Annotated in this window: 16 protein-coding genes and 2 tRNA genes; 13 read left to right on the top strand and 5 right to left on the bottom strand. The window is 55.6% G+C overall.

Features of this window, described 5'->3' with window-relative positions; translation table 11 throughout:
• The first annotated feature begins 51 nt into the window (after positions 1 to 51).
• Positions 52 to 561 carry a pyridoxamine 5'-phosphate oxidase family protein gene (locus H9S92_RS15170; protein WP_187467544.1) on the top strand — a complete coding sequence of 170 codons (510 nt, stop codon included), beginning with the start codon at positions 52 to 54 and terminating at the stop codon, positions 559 to 561.
• 19 nt (positions 562 to 580) lie between these two features.
• Here the strand turns inward: H9S92_RS15170 and H9S92_RS15165 are convergent.
• A tRNA-Gln gene (locus H9S92_RS15165) sits at positions 581 to 651 on the bottom strand.
• Between the two features lie 31 nt (positions 652 to 682).
• Positions 683 to 756 (bottom strand) — tRNA-Phe (locus H9S92_RS15160).
• A 512-nt stretch (positions 757 to 1,268) separates the two neighbouring features.
• Here H9S92_RS15160 and H9S92_RS15155 point away from each other — a divergent pair.
• The 5 genes from H9S92_RS15155 (at position 1,269) to H9S92_RS15135 (ending at position 6,260) form a co-directional block, all read left to right on the top strand.
• On the top strand, positions 1,269 to 2,036 hold the full coding sequence (locus H9S92_RS15155) for a hypothetical protein (RefSeq protein WP_187467543.1): 768 nt from the start codon (positions 1,269 to 1,271) through the stop codon (positions 2,034 to 2,036).
• A 336-nt stretch (positions 2,037 to 2,372) separates the two neighbouring features.
• Positions 2,373 to 2,975: a GldL-related protein gene (locus tag H9S92_RS15150; RefSeq protein WP_187467542.1), complete on the top strand. Its 603-nt coding sequence runs from the start codon at positions 2,373 to 2,375 to the stop codon at positions 2,973 to 2,975.
• A gap of 118 nt (positions 2,976 to 3,093) precedes the next feature.
• Positions 3,094 to 4,740: a type IX secretion system motor protein PorM/GldM gene (gene porM, locus H9S92_RS15145; RefSeq protein ID WP_187467541.1), complete on the top strand. Its 1,647-nt coding sequence runs from the start codon at positions 3,094 to 3,096 to the stop codon at positions 4,738 to 4,740.
• Between the two features lie 176 nt (positions 4,741 to 4,916).
• Positions 4,917 to 5,813, top strand: coding sequence for a type IX secretion system ring subunit PorN/GldN (gene porN / locus H9S92_RS15140; protein WP_187467540.1), 897 nt, complete (start codon positions 4,917 to 4,919; stop codon positions 5,811 to 5,813).
• A 198-nt stretch (positions 5,814 to 6,011) separates the two neighbouring features.
• Entirely contained in the window at positions 6,012 to 6,260 is a 249-nt protein-coding gene (locus H9S92_RS15135; protein ID WP_187467539.1) for a hypothetical protein, read from the top strand.
• An 84-nt stretch (positions 6,261 to 6,344) separates the two neighbouring features.
• Here the strand turns inward: H9S92_RS15135 and H9S92_RS15130 are convergent, their stop codons facing one another.
• Both H9S92_RS15130 and H9S92_RS15125 read right to left on the bottom strand, forming a co-directional pair.
• On the bottom strand, positions 6,345 to 8,018 hold the full coding sequence (locus H9S92_RS15130) for an FAD-dependent oxidoreductase (protein ID WP_187467538.1): 1,674 nt from the start codon (positions 8,016 to 8,018) through the stop codon (positions 6,345 to 6,347).
• A gap of 42 nt (positions 8,019 to 8,060) precedes the next feature.
• A complete protein-coding gene (locus H9S92_RS15125) occupies positions 8,061 to 9,473 on the bottom strand; it encodes a sensor histidine kinase (protein WP_187467537.1) in 1,413 nt (470 codons plus the stop codon).
• 272 nt (positions 9,474 to 9,745) lie between these two features.
• On the opposite strand from H9S92_RS15125, the gene H9S92_RS15120 reads away from it, so the two are divergent.
• From H9S92_RS15120 to H9S92_RS15100, 5 genes are all read left to right on the top strand, one after another.
• On the top strand, positions 9,746 to 10,234 hold the full coding sequence (locus H9S92_RS15120; RefSeq protein WP_222936126.1) for a hypothetical protein: 489 nt from the start codon (positions 9,746 to 9,748) through the stop codon (positions 10,232 to 10,234).
• Positions 10,235 to 10,300: 66 nt separating this feature from the next.
• A complete protein-coding gene (gene trmD / locus H9S92_RS15115) occupies positions 10,301 to 10,990 on the top strand; it encodes a tRNA (guanosine(37)-N1)-methyltransferase TrmD (protein WP_187467535.1) in 690 nt (229 codons plus the stop codon).
• A 337-nt stretch (positions 10,991 to 11,327) separates the two neighbouring features.
• Entirely contained in the window at positions 11,328 to 12,410 is a 1,083-nt protein-coding gene (locus tag H9S92_RS15110) for a mannose-1-phosphate guanylyltransferase (RefSeq protein WP_246463902.1), read from the top strand.
• Between the two features lie 140 nt (positions 12,411 to 12,550).
• A complete protein-coding gene (gene nhaD / locus H9S92_RS15105; RefSeq protein ID WP_187467534.1) occupies positions 12,551 to 13,942 on the top strand; it encodes a sodium:proton antiporter NhaD in 1,392 nt (463 codons plus the stop codon).
• A complete protein-coding gene (locus H9S92_RS15100) occupies positions 13,943 to 14,323 on the top strand; it encodes a hypothetical protein (RefSeq protein WP_187467533.1) in 381 nt (126 codons plus the stop codon). It begins immediately after the preceding gene.
• A 77-nt stretch (positions 14,324 to 14,400) separates the two neighbouring features.
• Here the strand turns inward: H9S92_RS15100 and H9S92_RS15095 are convergent, their stop codons facing one another.
• On the bottom strand, positions 14,401 to 14,727 hold the full coding sequence (locus H9S92_RS15095; RefSeq protein WP_187467532.1) for a hypothetical protein: 327 nt from the start codon (positions 14,725 to 14,727) through the stop codon (positions 14,401 to 14,403).
• Between the two features lie 312 nt (positions 14,728 to 15,039).
• On the opposite strand from H9S92_RS15095, the gene H9S92_RS15090 reads away from it, so the two are divergent.
• Positions 15,040 to 15,471: an RrF2 family transcriptional regulator gene (locus H9S92_RS15090; protein ID WP_187467531.1), complete on the top strand. Its 432-nt coding sequence runs from the start codon at positions 15,040 to 15,042 to the stop codon at positions 15,469 to 15,471.
• Between the two features lie 116 nt (positions 15,472 to 15,587).
• On the top strand, positions 15,588 to 18,146 hold the full coding sequence (locus H9S92_RS15085; protein WP_187467530.1) for a TonB-dependent receptor: 2,559 nt from the start codon (positions 15,588 to 15,590) through the stop codon (positions 18,144 to 18,146).
• The last annotated feature ends 63 nt before the right edge of the window (positions 18,147 to 18,209 follow it).

Here is an 18,209-nt window from a genome sequence, read left to right as displayed (position 1 = left end):
CGGCCGAGCAAACATCCCACCGCCCCATCGCGCTTTAAAAAATAAAACGCCATGGGAACGATCCAGCATTTGTTCAGCCGGGAGGCCATCGAGAAAATCCAGAAACTTGCCAAAGCAGTAGACATCACCATGTTCTGCACCAACCTTGGCAACAAACCCTTTAATACCTGCCCGATGTCTACCCAGGGGGTCGACGACGACGGCACCATCTGGTTCTTCAGCACCAAGGGGAGCGACCATAATCAGGACATCACCAAGGACCCCGACTGCCAGCTTATCTACAGCACCAAGGCCGGGGGCAACGACTATTTAAGCATCTTCGGGAAAGCGGAAATCGTTTTTGATCGCGCTAAGGCGGAAGAACTTTGGACGGAAATGGTCAAAGTCTGGTTCCCCGAAGGCGTTGACGACCCCAATCTGACGATGATCCGCTTCACTCCATCGGAAGGATACTACTGGGATACCAAGCACGGAAAACTGGTATCCCTGGCTAAAATGGCGGCGTCCATCGTCAGCGGCACCACCATGGACGACAGCGTAGAGGGCAAACTCAAAGTATAGGTAAGCCTCCGCAAACGAGCAGCCCGGGAAGGAATCGAACCCTCATTGCCTGGACCAAAACCAGGAGTATTCGCCGTTATACGACCGGGCAGTGTGCAGGTTTCCATACCGGAACCTGCGTTGGTGTGGACAAAAGGAATCGAACCTCTACCTCCGGGGTTTCAAGCCGGCGCTCTACCGTTGAGCTATGTCCGCGGTTCCCCAGGCGGGAGTCGAACCCGGATGCAATGCCTGTGTCGTTAGACTACTGGGGAAAGTAGGTGGGGAGGCTCCCCCCCGACCACTGCGGGAAAGAAGTTGGGCCCGCCAAAGGCCGGAATAATGGGGGAGTCAGACAGGGATCCTGGCCGGGGACGTGCTGATGAGCAACACGGTCCTTCCACCGGCGCTGATCAGCGAATGGTAAACATCGACCCCGGCAGGGGCTGCCCTCCTGAATGGCCTCGCAAAAGTTGCATAGCGTAGGAATTTAAGCAGTTCACTGGGGGGTAAATGCCGCCCCGGCGGGCAAAAGTTGCGAGGCGGGTAAATAATTTTTTGTGTCCCAACTGAGCGTATAATATCGTGGGCGCGGCCGCAGGTGCCGGGGAAGTCCCTGCGAACAGCGGTGAAAGGTATTTATCCGTATATAATCGCAAGTATACGTTTAAAGCTTGCTTTACCCTTAGTCAGCAGCAGAAATTTGGGGCTCACCAAATGCGTTTGCCATGACTTTAACCCACCTTTCCTCCTCCATTGCCGCCCTTGCCCGGGGCGTAGACCCTTTTACCGGCAAAACCGTTGCCGACCCCCAATCCTGCCTGCACGATCCCCGGGTAAGCCGGAAGATCACTGCCCTGCACCGTAGTCTTGAGCAGATGCTGCCTGCTGCCGAACCCAGCATACCTTCATCCGTCATCCTGACCACCCAGGCCGAGTTGCACGACTTAGGCTTCAGCCCCACCGCCGAACAAATTGTTAAAGTTTTGCGCGGAAGCCGCGCGATCGTCGATCCACGTCTCCGTACCCTCACTGCTTACGGGCAGTACCGTTACACCCTGGACGTCAAGGCAATGACTGCCCTGGTGGCCTCCGTCATCTCTCCCCCAACCCCACCCATTGCCGAAACGAGCGCGCCCCCCAAACCGGACCCCCACCCCTGGAAAGAGGTAGACTTCTTTCGCTCCGCCCCCTTCAATCACCTGGAGGATACCAAAACAGAAGAACTGCGCCGAGCCGTCCGTGCCCTCGGTCTGCGCACCCCCACCGAGAAACTCCCCGCATTCAAAGCCCGCGCACGCATCACCCATCCCCGCTCCTTTGAACCCTGGACCCGCGAAGAACAAGGCCTTTTGATCGAAGCGATGTGTTACACCAACGATTTGCCCGCCCTGGCCGCCATCTTTGATCGGACCCCCAATGCCCTCGAAGGGATGGGCCAGCGCCTGATTTACGATAGCCAGCAACGCAGCGCTGGGGGGCAGCATGGACGGTAAACCTGGGGCAGGGCGGGGCTTTGGGCTGACTCCCGACAAATGATGGGGTCCACACCAATAAAATTTTCCTGACGTATGCACTAAAGGGGGAAACCCGCGTTATGGTGCCTGGAAGTGCCTGCTGCACGTCCAAACTTTCTTCCACTTGAAGATTTTTTGTATAAGTGCGTAAAAGCGCTTAATTTCGCGGTCGCTAAACAATATGCCCCCCCAAACGACGGTTAAGGGAGCGTTAATGTGGATGAGACCACGAGAACACAACCAATTCTTTTAAAAAGGGGGAAAGCCACGCAATATCCTTTCATCATCTTTCCCCAAAACTTCACGTTCTAGACAATGGCAATTACTAAATCGCCCTCCTTCAAGTACGCCAAGAACTTCATCATTGGTGTAGGTGCCGCAATCGTTATGCTCGGTGCTCTTTACAAAATCCAGTCATGGGAGATGCCCACCATCGGAGGTGTTAAGTTCGACCTCCTTACCATTGGTCTGGGCGTAGAAGCCTTCCTCTTCCTTCTCATCGGTGTCCTCGGGCCCGAGCCCGATTACTACTGGGATAAACTCTACCCCGGCCTGAGCAACTACGACGCTAACGTGATGCCCCTTTCTTCTGGTGGTGTAGTTGGTGCCCCCGTGGCCGCGCTCAACGGCGAAGTGGTAGAGCAGCAGCTGGGCGGAATGCTCACCGAGCTCCAGAACATGTCTAAGAGCATGAGCAGCCTCAAGGCACTCCAGGATGCCGACTTCAGCGGCACCGGCGAGCAGATTCGCCAGATGGGCAACTTCTACGCCAAGCTGAACGAGGCCATGGCCGATCTGGCCGCTACTTCCGACCAGACGAAAGCCTACAAGGAAAACATGATTGCCCTCAACGGCAACCTGAGCACCCTCAACACGGTCTACGGCAACATGATCAGCGCCATGCGCGTATCCGCCTAAACCAAGTCCCTCCCGCCTTCGCGCGGACCCCAATTTCTAATCCCCCAAGACTCACGCGGCGGCAATGGAGCACCATCTTCATCGCCGCCGCGCCGGGTGCTAACTCATTTAGATCAGTATGTCAATTCCAAAGGAACCCCGGCAGTTGATGATCAACATCATGTACCTCGTTTTGATGGCCCTTTTGGCCCTCAACGTATCCGCCGAGGTAATGAATGCCTTCAAAACCCTGGACAACGGTAACCAGGAAAGTATCGCCACCGTTAATACCCAGATGTCGGAGACGATCAAAGGTGTGGAAGAACTGCTTAAGGACGACTCCAAAGTCAACTTTAAGCCCATCCTCCCCGCGATTAAAGAGATCCAGACCATCTCTACCGAATTCAGTACCTACGTTGATCAACTCCGCAACCAGCTCATCGATATGTCGGGCAACAACAACGGTGAGGTAGACGACGACGACTTCAAGATGGAGCACGGCGTATTGGTAGAGCGCGGCCAGAAGAACAAAGACGTAACCACCCGCCTGCTCGTCCTCGGTGACGACGGCTCCGGCGGTGAACCCGGCGTCGGTGAGGAACTCAAGGCCAAAATCATCGAAACCCGTCAGCGCCTCATCGATACCTACAGCAAGTTGCTCAATGAGCACGGTGAAAACATGGACCTTTCCCCAACTGCCATTGCTGGGAAAATTCAGAGCGTTGCCGAGAACATGCCTTTCAACATTGACGATGAGGCGTGGAAAGAAGCGAACCGCGAAAGCTGGTCCGAGTTCAAGTTCGGCCACATGCCCGTCGCTGCGGTTCTTCCGCTGATGTCACAAATGAAGTCGGACCTTAAAGTCTCCGAAGCGAACCTCGTCAATGACCTGGTAAGCGTTGCGGGTGGTAAGACCATTGAATTCGACAAATTCTTCCCCGTCTTCTCCGCAGACAAGAGTTACGTTATCGGAGGAGAGAAAATTACGGCGAAGGTTTCTGTTGGTAGCTACAGCTCCAACCTCGATCCCAGCAACATTGACCTGCGCGTAAATGGCCAGCGCCTGACTGTTGGTCCCGACGGTACCGCTGATTTCAGCATCACGGGTTCAGGTACTGGACAAAAGACCCTTACTACTTCCGTTTCCGTTACCAACCCGCTGACGGGTAAGACCGAAACCGGGGAAGGTAAATTTGTGTATGAAGTGGGCCAGCGCTCCGTCTCTGTTTCTGCCGATAAGATGAACGTGTTCTACATCGGTGTGGACAACCCCGTAACGGTTGCGGCCGCTGGGGTGTCTTCCGGCGACGTACGGGTAACGGTTACCGGCGCGGCGTCTAAGGCTTCCGGAGACAACAAGAACCTGGTAGTAAGAGGCAATAGTGTAGGTGAAGCCAAGGTCAACGTTACGGCCAATGGCCAGCAACTGGGCTCTTTCGACTTCCGGGTTAAGCGCATCCCCGACCCCATCGCCATGCTGGGTACCTCTCGCGGGGGTAAAATCCGCAGCAACGACTTCAAATCCCAGAACGGCCTTTACGCCAAGTTGGAGAATTTTGACTTCGATGCCCGCTGCGAAATCCAGGGCTTCGAACTGGTCTACGTCCCCCAGCGGGAAGACGCCGTCCCGTCCGTTAACCCCGGTGGCAACTTCAACGAAGCCAGCCGCCGCCTGGTTACCCGCGCCCGCCCGGGTGATACCTACTACGCCAACAACATCAAGGCCCGTTGCCCCGGCGATCAAGTTGGTCGTGACATCGGTCAAATGGTGTTCAATATCCAGTAAAAGCGTTAATGTTGGCGGCTCCGCTTTGGAAAAGCCAGATATTCAACGGAATTTTGCGGGCCTCCGGAGAAATGCCTCCGGAGGCTCGTTTTTTTTCACTGCTTTCACACTAGGGCAATGGCAACGCGCGTTCGATGCCTGTATCCTTCCAACTTCCCTTAATTACTACATCCCCCATGAAGGTAGCTTTCAAACTGGCCCTCCTGCTTTTGCTCGCCACCACTTCGGTGCTGGTTGCTCAACGTCCCACCAACCCCCAGGGTAGTGGCTCTGGCAACTTCGAGCTGAACAATCAAAACGATCCCTCCCAGAACCAATTCCTTACGCCCGTTAACGACATTGTTGAAAAGCGCACCAAAGTGGAGCGCAGCATTTTGCCTTACGAGGAAGTGCGGGAAGCGGACATCATGTGGCAAAAGCGCATCTGGCGCGTGCTGGACGTACGGGAAAAAATTAACCTCCCCTTCGCTAACCCCCAGCGCCCCCTCATCACCATCCTGCTGGAAGCGGCCGATACCAATCTGATCCAGCTCTATGGAACCCTGGACGATAAATTCACCACGCCACTGACCCAATTGGAGCGGGATGCCATCGCCGGCGGCGTCGATACGATCGCCGTGCCCGACCCCGAAACCTACGAGCTGACTTACAAGTACGTTCCCCGCGAACTCAACCCAGCCGATATTCGCCGCTACCGCCTCCAGGAGATTTGGTTCTTCGACAAAGAAAGCAGCACGATGAAAGTCCGCATCCTCGGCATCGCACCCCTGAAGGATGTGTTTGACGAGAACGGTACCTTCCTCTACGAACTGCCCATGTTCTGGGTGTACTACCCCGGAGCCCGGCAGATGCTGGCCAACGAAAATGCCCACGTGGCCGGCAACGACGCCGCCAACCGCAGTTGGGAAGACGTTTTCGAAAGCCGCTACTTCAACAGTTACATCACCAAGGAAAGTAACGTACTCGATCGCCGCATCGAAGGTTACCTCCTCGACGGCCGCGAGCGCCTGATGGAAGCCGAGCGGATCAAACAGGAAATCCTGAACATGGAACAAGATCTCTGGAGCTACTAAGCCCGGTGCTCAGAAAGAATTGCATGAAACAGCGTCGTTGGCTCCGGGCCAGCGGCGCTGTTTTGCATTTAGGACTCGGTGAACCAAGCCCAGATTCTCCTCCATTCGCTGAGCGGGAAACAAATTGTTTGTTAATTTAAACAATTTGTTTGTTTTTAAAAACAGCAAATACTAAATTTGTTGTAAATAGTCTCCCGCATGTCATCTCACGAATCCAAATCCGCCCCGCAAACCCAAAAAGATGCCCCCACCGATCCTGAGCGGGAGGATCGGGACCGGCTGCGGGACATCATCGTTGTTATCGTTACCTATCCCTTGACGCCCACGGAACGTACGGGGGAGTTGGCCCGCAAAAAGCCCTGGCTGGAGTTCGTCTCGCTCTTGCTTAAGGTAGCGTTGGCCGCCTACGCTTTGTTTGAAGCGATGCGCAGTGGCTGGGGTCGTTAACTTATGCCTCCCGCCTGGTAGCCATAAGTCTATAGTTGGAGTCGCCTTGCAGGAGAGGGAAGGCTGGCCGGCCCTCAGTCATACTCAGTTCTCCGCCAAATATTCGTGAACAAACTTGATGGCCATCGCTCCTTCGCCCACCGCGCTGGCTACGCGGTTCATGGCCCCGGAACGTACGTCGCCAGCGGCGAAGACCCCAGGCTGGCAGGTTTCCAGCAGGAAGGGCGGTCTTTCCAGCGGCCAGCTTTTGCGCAGTTCTGGCGTAGCGACCAGCGCCTGGCCGGTAAGGACAAAGCCCCGCCCGTCGGTAAGGATCTTACCCCGCTCCAGCCACCCTGTCCGCGGACGTGCGCCGATGAAGATGAACACCGCGTCGGCGGGTGTCTCGTAAGTACTGCCGTCCTGAAGGTTTTGAATCACGAGTCGTTCCACGTGGTCTTCGTCTCCACAGACTTTAACGATTTCCCGGAACCCCATTACCCTGATGTTGCTGATGCCCTCAATCTGGTCAATGAGGTAGCTCGACATGCTGGAGCTCAGATCGTTTTTGCGGATGAGGATATTGACTTCCCGGGCGAATTTGGAGAGGTACACTGCCCCCTGCCCGGCGGAATTACCGCCTCCCACCACGTAAATGGTTTGATCAGCGCAGGATTTGGCTTCCGTCATGGCCGCGCCGTAGTAGACACCGGCACCGCTGAAAGTATCGGCTCCCTCGGCTTCCAGGCGACGGTACTGTACCCCCGTGGTGAGGATGACGGCCCGGCTCTTCACTTCGCTGCCGTCGTCGAGCGTGAGAATTTTGTAATTGTCCTGGATGCGGATGTCCGCTACTTCCCGGGGGGTGACAACCTCTACGCCGAAGCGGAGCGTCTGTGCCATGGCCCGCCGGGTCAGCTCTGCCCCCGAGATGCCGCTGGGGAAGCCCAGGTAGTTTTCGATGCGGCTGCTCGTTCCGGCCTGTCCCCCCGGCGCCCGGCTTTCGATGAGGAGGGTTTTCAGGCCTTCCGAACCACCGTACACGGCAGCGGCCATGCCAGCGGGCCCTCCACCGACGATGACCACGTCGTAAAGATCTTCGGCCACCGAAGCACTCATCCCCAGGCGCTCGGCCAGTTCGGCGGGCGAGGGAGCCGGCAGCGTTGCACCGTCTTCGAGGATCACCAGGGGCAGTTCCTTGTTGTTGCAATGGTGCAGGGCCAGCAGCTCTTCGCCCTTTTCACTGTGGGCATCGACCCACTGGTAAGGCTTGAGGTTGGAAGCCAGCCAATCCTTGAGGTCGTGGGATTTTGGGGAATACTGGTAGCCAACAACTTTGATGCCCTGGAAGTCGGGGCGGTAACCCAACTGCCAGTCTTCCAAAAGCTCATCGAGCACGGGGTAGAGTTTTTCTTCCGGCGGGTCCCAGGGTTTGAGCAGGTAGTAATCCAGCTGGACGTCGTTGATGGCCTTAATGGCGGCCTGGGTATCGGAGTAGGCCGTCAGGAGGGTCCGCTTCGCGTCGGGGAAAAAGACCCTGGCCTTTTCCAGGAATTCGACGCCCGGCATCTCCGGCATCCGCTGGTCGGAGAGAAAAAGCGCGATGGTTTCGCCCTTTCTTTTGATCTCTTCGGTGGCTTCCAGGGCTTCGCGGGCGCTGGTGGTGGAAACAATCCGGTACGCATCCTTAAAGTGGTTGCGCAGGTCCCGCTTCAGGGAACGCAGCACCTGCTGGTCGTCGTCAACCGAAAGAATGATGGGTTTTTTATCGTTGGCCATGGAGCGTGCTTGGTAGAAGATGGAAAAAGAGGGTGGGGAAGACTAGAGCGGGAAACATACGCGGAAACAGGTGCGGCCGGGCTGGCTCTCTACACCTACCGTGCCGCCGTGCCGTTTCAAGACGCGCTGGACGATGTCGAGGCCCATTCCCGTGCCCTCGCCCACGCCCTTGGTAGTGAAGAAGGGGTCAAAAATCTGGCTTTGGATGTCTGCGGGGATGCCCGATCCATTGTCTTCAATATCCACGCAAAGGTTATCGCGGAGTTGGTAGGTGCGCACCGAGATTTTTCCCGTCCCATCGGCGGGCAGGGCATCGAGGGCGTTGGCGATGAGGTTGGTCCAGACCTGATTGAGTTCGCCGGCCAGCGCCTTGATGTTGGGCAGGTTGGGTTGGGTTTCTTTGTTGAGGGACACGTTTTTTTGCTTAAAGCGGAATTTGAGCATCGTCAGGGTAGACTTCAGCCCCTCGCTCACGTCGATGAACTCCATGCTCGGCTCACTGTCCATATGACTATAAGTTTTGATGGAGGAGATCAGCTCGGCGATGCGGCCCGAAGCGGTCTGGATTTCGCTGACCAGGCTTTCGGTGGTCAGGGAGGTGTCGATCCACCAGATGACGGGAGCCAGGGCTTCGGGGGGGATGGCCTCGGCAATGGCGTCGAGGTGCCCGGGGTGGAAATCCCAGTCGATAAAGGTGTCGATCAAATCATCGGCCTGGGGAATGTCGTGGTCTTCCAGCCAGTCCAGTAACTCGTCACCCAGCGCTTCGCGTTGCATCAGCGTAAGTTCGGAGGTATCGCTGCGGGCCTGGATGCGGTCGAAGAGGACGCGGTTGACTTCATCGACGGCGTCGGCATCGACGCGCATGGTTACCAGTTGCTTGAAGCGGACGGGAGTCTGGGCCAGGTGCTTATGCAGTGCCTGGCTGGACCGGACGATGGCCGAAGCGGGGTTGTTAAGTTCGTGGGCGAGGCCCGCGCTCATTTTTCCCAGTGCCAGTAGCTTCTCGTCCATCAGCCGAATCTGCTGGAAGTCGCGGACCCGATCGGTCATGGCACCAACGAGGGCCTGCACGAGGGTGTAGCTGACGTTGACCATTTCGACGAAAAGATCGCGGTGCAATTCCAGGAGGCAGGCTGTTTCGAGGGCCAGGCCGTCGGCACCAGCGTGAGTCATCCGGCTAAAGGGCAGCACCCCCGTTACGTAGGGGGCTTCCCATACGCCGAGTTCGCGTTTGCGCCCGCCTTTTTCGCGGCGGATGAGGAAACTGCCCTCCAGGATGATCTGCATATGGTCGGTGGGGTCCCCCTCCCGAAAAACGTAGTCGTCTTTGGCGTAGCAGCGGTAGCGGCTGTGGTCGATGAGCCACTGCAGGGCACTGTCTTTCACCCCGGCAAAGAGGGGGAAATCCCGCAGTTGCTGCAGTAGGTTCGCGGGTTTTTCTTGGGCAGACATGGGTACGGTTGTGGCAGGAAAACGCCTTCAGTGTTCCACCGGTTTTATAGGGCGCGGTCGCAGGTGCCAGGGAAGGGATTAAAGGGGCAAAGGAGTAAGGGGGGAAAGGATTAAGGGAATAAAGGGGGGAAAGGATTAAGGGATGTGGACGAGCTACTGAACTATGAACTACTCAACCCCTTTGCCCCTTTGCTCCTTTATCTATTGCCCGGCACCTGCGTCCGCGCCCCGTAATTGCGTGCCGCCCGCCGTACTTTTGTGCCAAACCTCCGATGATGGCCAGTGCACCCCAGCCTCCCCAGGCGCTTTACGAATCCCTTTGGTGGGCCTTCACCCTGCTGTTGGCGGCCCTGGTGCTGGCCCCGATCTATACCCAACTGCCCGGTTTCCCTTTCCTGGTACCCAACCTGGTGTACATTGTGGTGGCCATTACCCTGACGCGCTACCTGTTCCTGTTGCGGATCAGCTGGTTGCGGGATTTGCTGACCCTGCAAGGTTTGCTGAGCCTCGCCCTCGTTCCCCTGATCTTCTGGATGGTGGAAAATTTTAATGCATTCGTCATTTTTTTCGACGAAGAAGGGCCGGATGTCCTCATCCGGCAGTTTGCCCCGGGGGAGGGCGAAGTACTCAACAACTACCTGCGGGCGGAGTACCGCTTCTTTGGGGTTTGGGCCATTGTAGCGGCGGTGCTGATGCCTTTCCGCCTCATTTACAATGGTTGGTCGCGTTACCTCAAAGTCCGGGCCAACCGAAGCCGCTAAGTCCCGCGTGTCGTAGCTTTGCCCCGCCGTGTACTGCTACGGTACCGGCTCATTTACCCCTGTCCTGTGCATTTCGACATCATTACTGTACTGCCCGAGTTGCTCGATTCTCCCCTTTCCCACTCCATCATGCAGCGGGCTAAGGACGATGGCTTGCTGACGGTGGCCATTCACGACCTGCGCAAGTACGGCATCGGTAAGCACCGCAGCGTGGACGATTACCAGTTTGGCGGCGGTGCAGGCATGGTGATGCGCTGCGAGCCCCTGGCCGATCTTCTCGACAAGCTGCTTGCTGCACGGACTTACGACGAGGTGATTTACCTGACCCCCGACGGGGAGCGTTTTGCCCAGCGGCGGGCCAACCAGCTGAGCCTGGGCGAAAATTTATTGCTCATTTGCGGACATTACAAAGGCATCGACCAACGGATTCGGGATGCATACGTTACCTTGGAAATCAGCATTGGGGATTACGTCCTTTCGGGTGGCGAACTGGCCGCTGCGGTGGTGGTGGATGCGGTGGGCCGCCTTTTGCCCGGTGTGCTCAACGACGAGACCAGTGCTTTGACGGACAGCTTTCAAGACGATTTGCTGGCTCCCCCCGTCTATACCCGCCCGGCGGAGTGGCGGGGAAGGGCCGTGCCACCCATCCTGCTGAGTGGCAACCTCCCCGCTATTGACGAATGGCGGGAAAACGAAGCCGAAAAACGTACGCGCGAGCGACGGCCTGATCTGCTTGGTGAAGGATTAAAGGATTAAGGAGTAAAGGATTAGGGGGCTGCCGCAGGGGATAGGTTAGGCAGTTATGGCACCCTTTCCTGACAAGACTCCATGGCTTTCACTCATTTGTAATGCAATACTTACTGCTTAGAGCTTGTCTAAATTTTTACTTCCTGATAACCAAGCACTTATGAGCCTGGCGTCACAAAAAATGGCTTACGTAGTTCACTATGCGCGCAATTTTTTGTCTAGCCAGAACCATAAGTCATTGATTATCAGTTCTTAAAAATTTTAGACAAGCTCTTATTCAGTCCTTCAATTATTCAATCCTTCAGACCTTCAAACCTTTAATTATTTAATCCTTTATCCCCTTACTATGTCCGCTCATACCTACGTAGCCATCATGGCCGGTGGCGTTGGTTCCCGGTTCTGGCCCGCCAGCCGCGAAGCCAAGCCCAAACAATTTCTCGACATCATGGGTGACGGGCGCAGTCTGCTGCGGCTCACCTTCGAACGGTTTTTGCGGGTAACTACTGCGGATAAAATTTTCGTAGTGACCAATGGCCGTTACCGGGCGCAGGTGCTGGAGCAGCTTCCGGAACTTGACGGCGGGCAAATCCTCTGCGAGCCCAGCCGCAACAACACCGCGCCGTGTGTGGCCTATACGGCCTTCAAACTGCATGGTCTGGACCCCGATGCCAACATCGTCATTGCCCCTTCGGATGCGCTGATCCTCAACGAAGGGCTATTTGCGGACAACGTCAACAAGGCTTTGGACTTCACGGCTGCCAACGATGCCCTCGTTACGCTGGGCATTGCGCCCGACCGCCCGCACACGGGGTACGGGTATATCCAGTTTGCCGATGCGCTGGGACGGGATGGGGTCTATCCCGTGCGGCGCTTTGCGGAGAAACCCGACCTGGTCACTGCCCAATCTTTTCTCTCCAGCGGCGATTATCTCTGGAACGCGGGCATTTTTGTGTGGCGGGCCAAAACGGTACTGAGTGCTTACGAGCGCTACGCCCCCGAGATTTATGCCCTGCTCTCCCACGGATTGCCCTGCTATAATACCCCGGAGGAACAGGCCTTCATCGATGAGTTTTACCCCCAGACCCCGAGCATCTCCGTGGACTACGCCATTATGGAGCACGCGGACAATATTTTCACCATCCCGGCGCAGTTCGGCTGGTCGGATCTGGGGGCCTGGGGAGCGTTGTACCAGGAAAGCCCCAAAGATGGGGCGGGCAACGTCGTGGCCGGTGGGCCCATCTTGCTGGAGGACGTCCACAACAGCTACGTGCGGGGGCCCGAAGGGAAGCTGCTGGTCATTGGCGGCATTGACGACCTGATGGTCATTGATGAGGGCGATGTACTGGTCGTCTACCCCCGCAGCCGGGAGCAGGAGATAAAGGCTTTGCGGGAGCGTGCGGAGAAGGAATTTGGGGAGAAGTATGTTTAATTCGCAAAATTTTCTTTTGATTGCACCGTCGTTCCGTAGTTTCACCGCACGCGGAATTACGCCCAGGATCTGTCCTCCCATCCCGGCTATCGGGGTAGGCGGGAGGGCCTGACCAACTACGATCAATCATACCATCTACCATGCTTACAGCCGTCATTGCCTGCTTTATTATTGGCTACATTGTCATTGTCTTCGAGCACCCCTTGCGCCTGGATAAAACCGTGCCGGCGCTGTTGATGGGGGCACTTTGCTGGGCCTTGCTGAGCCTGGGCTTCAACAACGGATCGCTGGCCATCATTGATGGTCACGAACACATCTTCAGTATGGCCACCGACGCCGGGGGTGACCACGCGATGGACCACCTGGTGGCGGAAGAGGGCTTCACGGCCAACCTCCTGCACCACCTGGGCAAGACGGCGGAGATCCTCATCTTCCTCATCGGGGCAATGACCATTGTCGAGATTGTGGACCTGCACCGCGGCTTTGACGTGCTGAAGGGCTGGGTACGTACCCGGTCCCGCAAGCGCCTGTTGTGGATTGTGGGCGGACTGGGCTTCATCCTTTCGGCCATCATCGATAACCTCACGGCAACGATTGTGCTGGTTACGCTGCTGCGTAAACTCGTCCCCGACCGCGACCTCCGCATCTGGTACGTTTCCCTCATCGTGATAGCGGCAAATGCGGGGGGAGCATGGTCCCCGATCGGTGATGTTACTACTACGATGCTCTGGATCGGGAAGCGGGTAAGTACGGCGGGCTTGATGGAGTTCCTGATTGTGCCGTCCATTGTTTGTTTTGCCCTGCCCTTTCTGGTGGCCAGTTTCCTTAAGCCCTTTCAGGGGGAAATTATCAGTGATGAATTGGACAACCCCGAGGGTGGGGATGATCGCCTGCTGTCCAGCCGCACGATGCTTTTCCTGGGCCTGGGGATGATTGTCTTCGTGCCCATTTTCAAAACGCTCACGCACTTGCCCCCCTACCTGGGGATGATGCTCAGCCTGGGTGTGGTTTGGTTGGTCTCGGAGTACATTCACCCCGAGGAAGACTTTGACGAGGAGCGTAAGGCGGCTTATTCGGCCCACAAGGCCTTGAGCCGGATTGAGATGTCTTCCATTTTGTTCTTCCTCGGTATCCTCATGGCCGTTGCCGCGCTGGAAACCATTGTGGTGGGAGACGTGGGGGCGTTGCGCGCCGTGGCCGAAAGCCTGCAGAGTGTTATTCCTAACCAGGATTGGGTCATTTTCATTCTCGGCTTCCTATCTGCCATCATCGACAACGTTCCTCTGGTGGCGGCCTCAATGGGTATGTACGACCTGGCCGAGTACGCTATTGATGATAAACTGTGGCACTTCATTGCCTATTCAGCGGGCACGGGTGGCTCAATGCTCATCATTGGTTCCGCCGCTGGCGTGGCGGCGATGGGAATGGAGCGGATCGATTTCATCTGGTACTTCAAAAAAATCAGTTGGCTGGCTCTAATCGGCTTTGCGGCTGGTGCGGCGGTTTTTGTTGCCATCGAAACCATATTCTAAATGCGGATGCACCTTCTGCGGGTTTTCCCCCTTGCCTTTTGCGGATTGGCCCTTTTTGCTTGTGAACGCGATGACCTGCTGCTCCTGGGAGAGTGGGAAGCGGTAAGCGTGATGCAAGGGCAAGACAGCCTGCGGATTGACCCGGCGGAGATCGGGTTTGTCTTCCGGCCGGACAACCGCTACACTTTCCGCTCTACCCTCCGCTACGAAGAGGCCGGCGAGTGGCGCTACCAGCGGGGATTTCTCTTTGCCCAGGACACGACCCAGGCGGGTTCGCCCGAGCGCATCGTGGCTGTTGACAAACTCAACGCCGACACCCTGGAAATCAGGATGCTGGCCGATACGGTCGAACAGCGGGTGTTGTTGCTCAAGCAGCATTGATTTTCACCTTCCAACAAGAAAGCCCGGCGGAGTATTCACTCCGCCGGGCTTTCTTCATTTGGGCAAGCGCTGGGGGATCAGCACTGGATCATATCCACCGATTCCTCGGCCTCGCGCAGGGCGTCGCGAAATTCCTGGCGGGTGTTGAGGGTGGCGCAGCCCTCGAAGCGCCGTACCTCGTCCAGGTAGTCCCGGGCGGCGTTTTTGTAGGCGTTGCAGTTGGCCGTGGAGGGGTCGTTGGAGTAGGCAAGCGCTGCGTCGCTGAGGCGCGAAACGGCTGCGCTGATGTCGTTGCTGAAAGTTTCGTTGGTGCAGAATCCTGGTCCGCCCCCATCGTCATCGCCTCCGCAGGCAGTGGTGAAAAGCGTGATGGCCAAGAGGCCGAGGAAAAGTAAACGATTCATGTTGGGTTAGTTTTTTGCTTTATGCAGCGAAGGTGGGGGGTGTTACACCTTGGGGGAAATCCCGCAGATGGGGGATTTTGGGGGGGAAGGCCGGCAGGGTAGGGCAAGGTCCTAAAGTGGGGTTGCTGCGCTGGCAGAGGATAGTGTAATTCGCTAGTTTACAATATTTTGGAATTTTCGCTACCGGAACTTACTGTGTGGACAGCTTGGTTTTGTGGCCAGAGATTGGCTACTTTTGTTTTTTGCAAGAAAGCGGAGAGCACATTGAGGAGCTCACCCCTGGAGCACTTTACTTACTGAATCCATACCGTCGTGTTATCAAAGAAAGCAAAATATGCGATCACCGCACTGGTTTTCATTGCTAAGCACCAGGAAGAGCAACCCATATCCGTAAGCAAGATCGCCGAGGCCCAAAACATTCCATTGAAGTTTTTGGAGTCCATTCTAACGGAACTCAAGAACGCCCGCATTCTCAACAGCAAAAAGGGTAAGTACGGTGGTTACTCCTTAAACGGTGCTCCGGAGAGCATTGACATGGCCCGGGTGATGCGGCTACTGGACGGGGCAATTTCCCTGCTGCCCTGCGTGAGCTTTAACTTTTATGAACGATGTGAGGAGTGCATTGACGAGAGGACCTGCGGCATCCGCCAAGTGGCCATGGAGATCCGGGATGAAACCCTCAAGCGGCTGCAGGCTGCTACCCTTGCTGACATTGTTGCCAGAGAGGATCGACTACAGCAATAAATTTTTTAAATTTTATGACCTACTTAGTTGGTAGGTTTAAAAGGTTTTATATCTTTGTTCTTAAAGCCTATAAAAATGATAGGATTTAAGGGTTTTAAAACTCAAGAACGCACCAAATGAAAAGAAATCATCTACTCACTACTCTCTTGCTGGCACTGACCAGCTTAACAGCTTCGGCGCAGACGGCCATAACGGGGAAGGTCTACGATGCGCAGACCACTGATCTCCTTACGGGGGCAACCGTTTTGGTAAAGGGAACCTCCAACGGCACCAGCACCGACCTGAACGGGGCGTTTTCGCTTTCCTACGGGGGGACCTATCCAGCAACCTTAGTGATCAGTTACGTGGGTTACGAAGGCAAGCAGGTGGAAGTTGCTGACAACCAACCAGTAGAAATCTACCTGCTTCCTTCCTCTTCGGCACTGAACGAGGTGACCGTTACTGCCCGGCGACGAAGCGAAGAGGTGCAAGAAATTCCCATACCAATTGCCGTGATTGGTGCCAGGGAACTGGATAACTCCACCTCCTTCAACGTAAACCGGGTCAAGGAATTGGTGCCTTCGGTACAACTCTACTCCTCCAACCCCCGGAACACTACCCTCAACATTCGGGGCATAGGCTCTACCTTCGGGCTTACCAACGATGGCATTGACCCGGGCGTCGGTTTTTACGTCGATGGCGTTTACTACGCCAGGCCAGCCGCGACCACCCTCGACTTCATTGACATCCAACAGATAGAGGTATTACGCGGTCCACAGGGCACCCTTTTCGGGAAAAACACGACCGCCGGCACCTTTAACATCACTAGCCGTAAGCCCACTTTCAGTACGTCGGGGATCTTTGAACAGTCGTTTGGCAACTTCGGGTTCATTCAAACCAAGGCCTCCATTTCTGGTCCACTGGTAAAAGACAAAGTCGCTGCCCGGCTATCCTTTACGGGGACTCACCGGGACGGCACCATCTACAATGAAGCCAGCGAAAGCTACACCAACACCCTCAATAACCAGGGGGTGAGGGGACAAGTCCTTTTCCTGCCTACCAAAAACATCAGCATCAATTTGGCGGCGGATTATACGCGGCAACGGCCCGATGGCTACGCCCAAGTGTACGCCGGTACCGCACCTACGCAGCGACCTGCATTCCGGCAGTTTGAGCAAATTATTGCTGACTTGAACTATGAATTGCCCAGTCGGAATCCTTTTGACCGAGTCATTGATACCAATACCCCCTGGCGTTCCGATCAGGACATGGGTGGGGTAGCACTGAATGCAGACTTTGCATTGGGCAATGGAGTATTGACGTCCACTACAGCTTGGAGGACTTGGGAGTGGGGTCCTTCCAGTGACCGGGACTTTACGGGCTTAGATGCCATTAACAAGTCCCAGGCTCCTTCTATTCACCACCAATGGTCGCAGGAGTTACGCTATTCGGGGGAGATTAACGAACAAGTAAATGGAACGGTGGGCTTATTTGCTTTCTACCAAACATTGGACCCCATTGGGGCGCACACTCAGATAGCGGGAAGTGAGCAGTGGCGCTTTGTCCAAAACAACCAGAATCCACTCTGGGAAACCCCGGGATTGCTGGACGGGCTTACCCAAGAGGACCGGCCCAGTTTCAGAAACTTTAGTGGTGCCTTGTTTGCCCAGGTAGACTGGAAGATTACCGAAAAGTTGATTGCCACGCCTGGTATTAGGTTCAATTACGATGAGAAGGAAGTAGACTTTTCGCGAAAGGTTTCGGGTGGTTTAGTCACTACCGATCCGGATCTACTCGCTTTGCAGCGCAGGGTTTTTACGCCCCTTACCTTCCAGGCGGAGGTAGACGATTGGAATATTTCCGGACAGTTGAGCCTGCGTTATGTGTTTAGTGAAGCGGTAATGGGCTACGCGACTTACTCTAATGGATTCAAACCAGTTGGGTTGAACCTTGGGGGAATCCCGACTGAAGAAGGAGTTCCCGTCTTAGACTTGGCAGTTGTTCAACCAGAGCGCGTAAGTCATTATGAAGTAGGGGTTAAAACGCGGCCCGTGAAAAATAGTACCCTTAACCTTACCTTCTTCAACACGGATATTTTTAACTACCAAACCACGGTACGTTCCGCTGAAATTGGCGTGATCAGGGGGTACCTGGCTAATGCCGAGCAAGTACGAACGACCGGAATTGAAATTGAAGGCGCTTATAACCTGCCGAAACACCTAAGGTTTACTACTTCGGTAAGCTACACGGACGGGAAATACGTAAAGTTCACCAATGCCCCCGTGCCCCTGGAAGAAACGGGCAGCGGTGGCAATGAAGTGAAAGACATCTCCGGCGAAGTACTCCCTGGCATCTCTAAATGGTCGGTTGCTTCGGGTATTGAATTATTTACGGGAGGAAAACTGATCGGGCAAAAAGGAGAACTCTTTTTCGGCACTGACGTATTCTACCGCTCCTCTTTTTCCTCTAATCCAACCCCGTCCCTCTTCCTGAACATCGATGGCTACGCGCTGGTCAACGCCCGCTTCGGTTTCAGAACCCAGGAAGGCATCACGGTGTACGTCTGGAGCCGAAACCTCACCAATACGGACTACTTCGAGCAGCTCCTGGCAGCGGGAGGAAACGCCGGGCATTATGCAGGCGTGCTTGGTGACCCCCGTACCTACGGCATCACCCTGCGCTATAATTTGTTTTAGCTTTTTTCGAGATTTTGGGCAGAGTTTGGTTTGCTACGCGCCCAGTGCACTTTTTTTTCTACT

This window comes from Neolewinella lacunae, from assembly GCF_014349155.1.
Classification (GTDB): Bacteria; Bacteroidota; Bacteroidia; order Chitinophagales; family Saprospiraceae; genus Neolewinella; species Neolewinella lacunae.
This window is presented reverse-complemented; position numbering and strand designations above follow the sequence as displayed.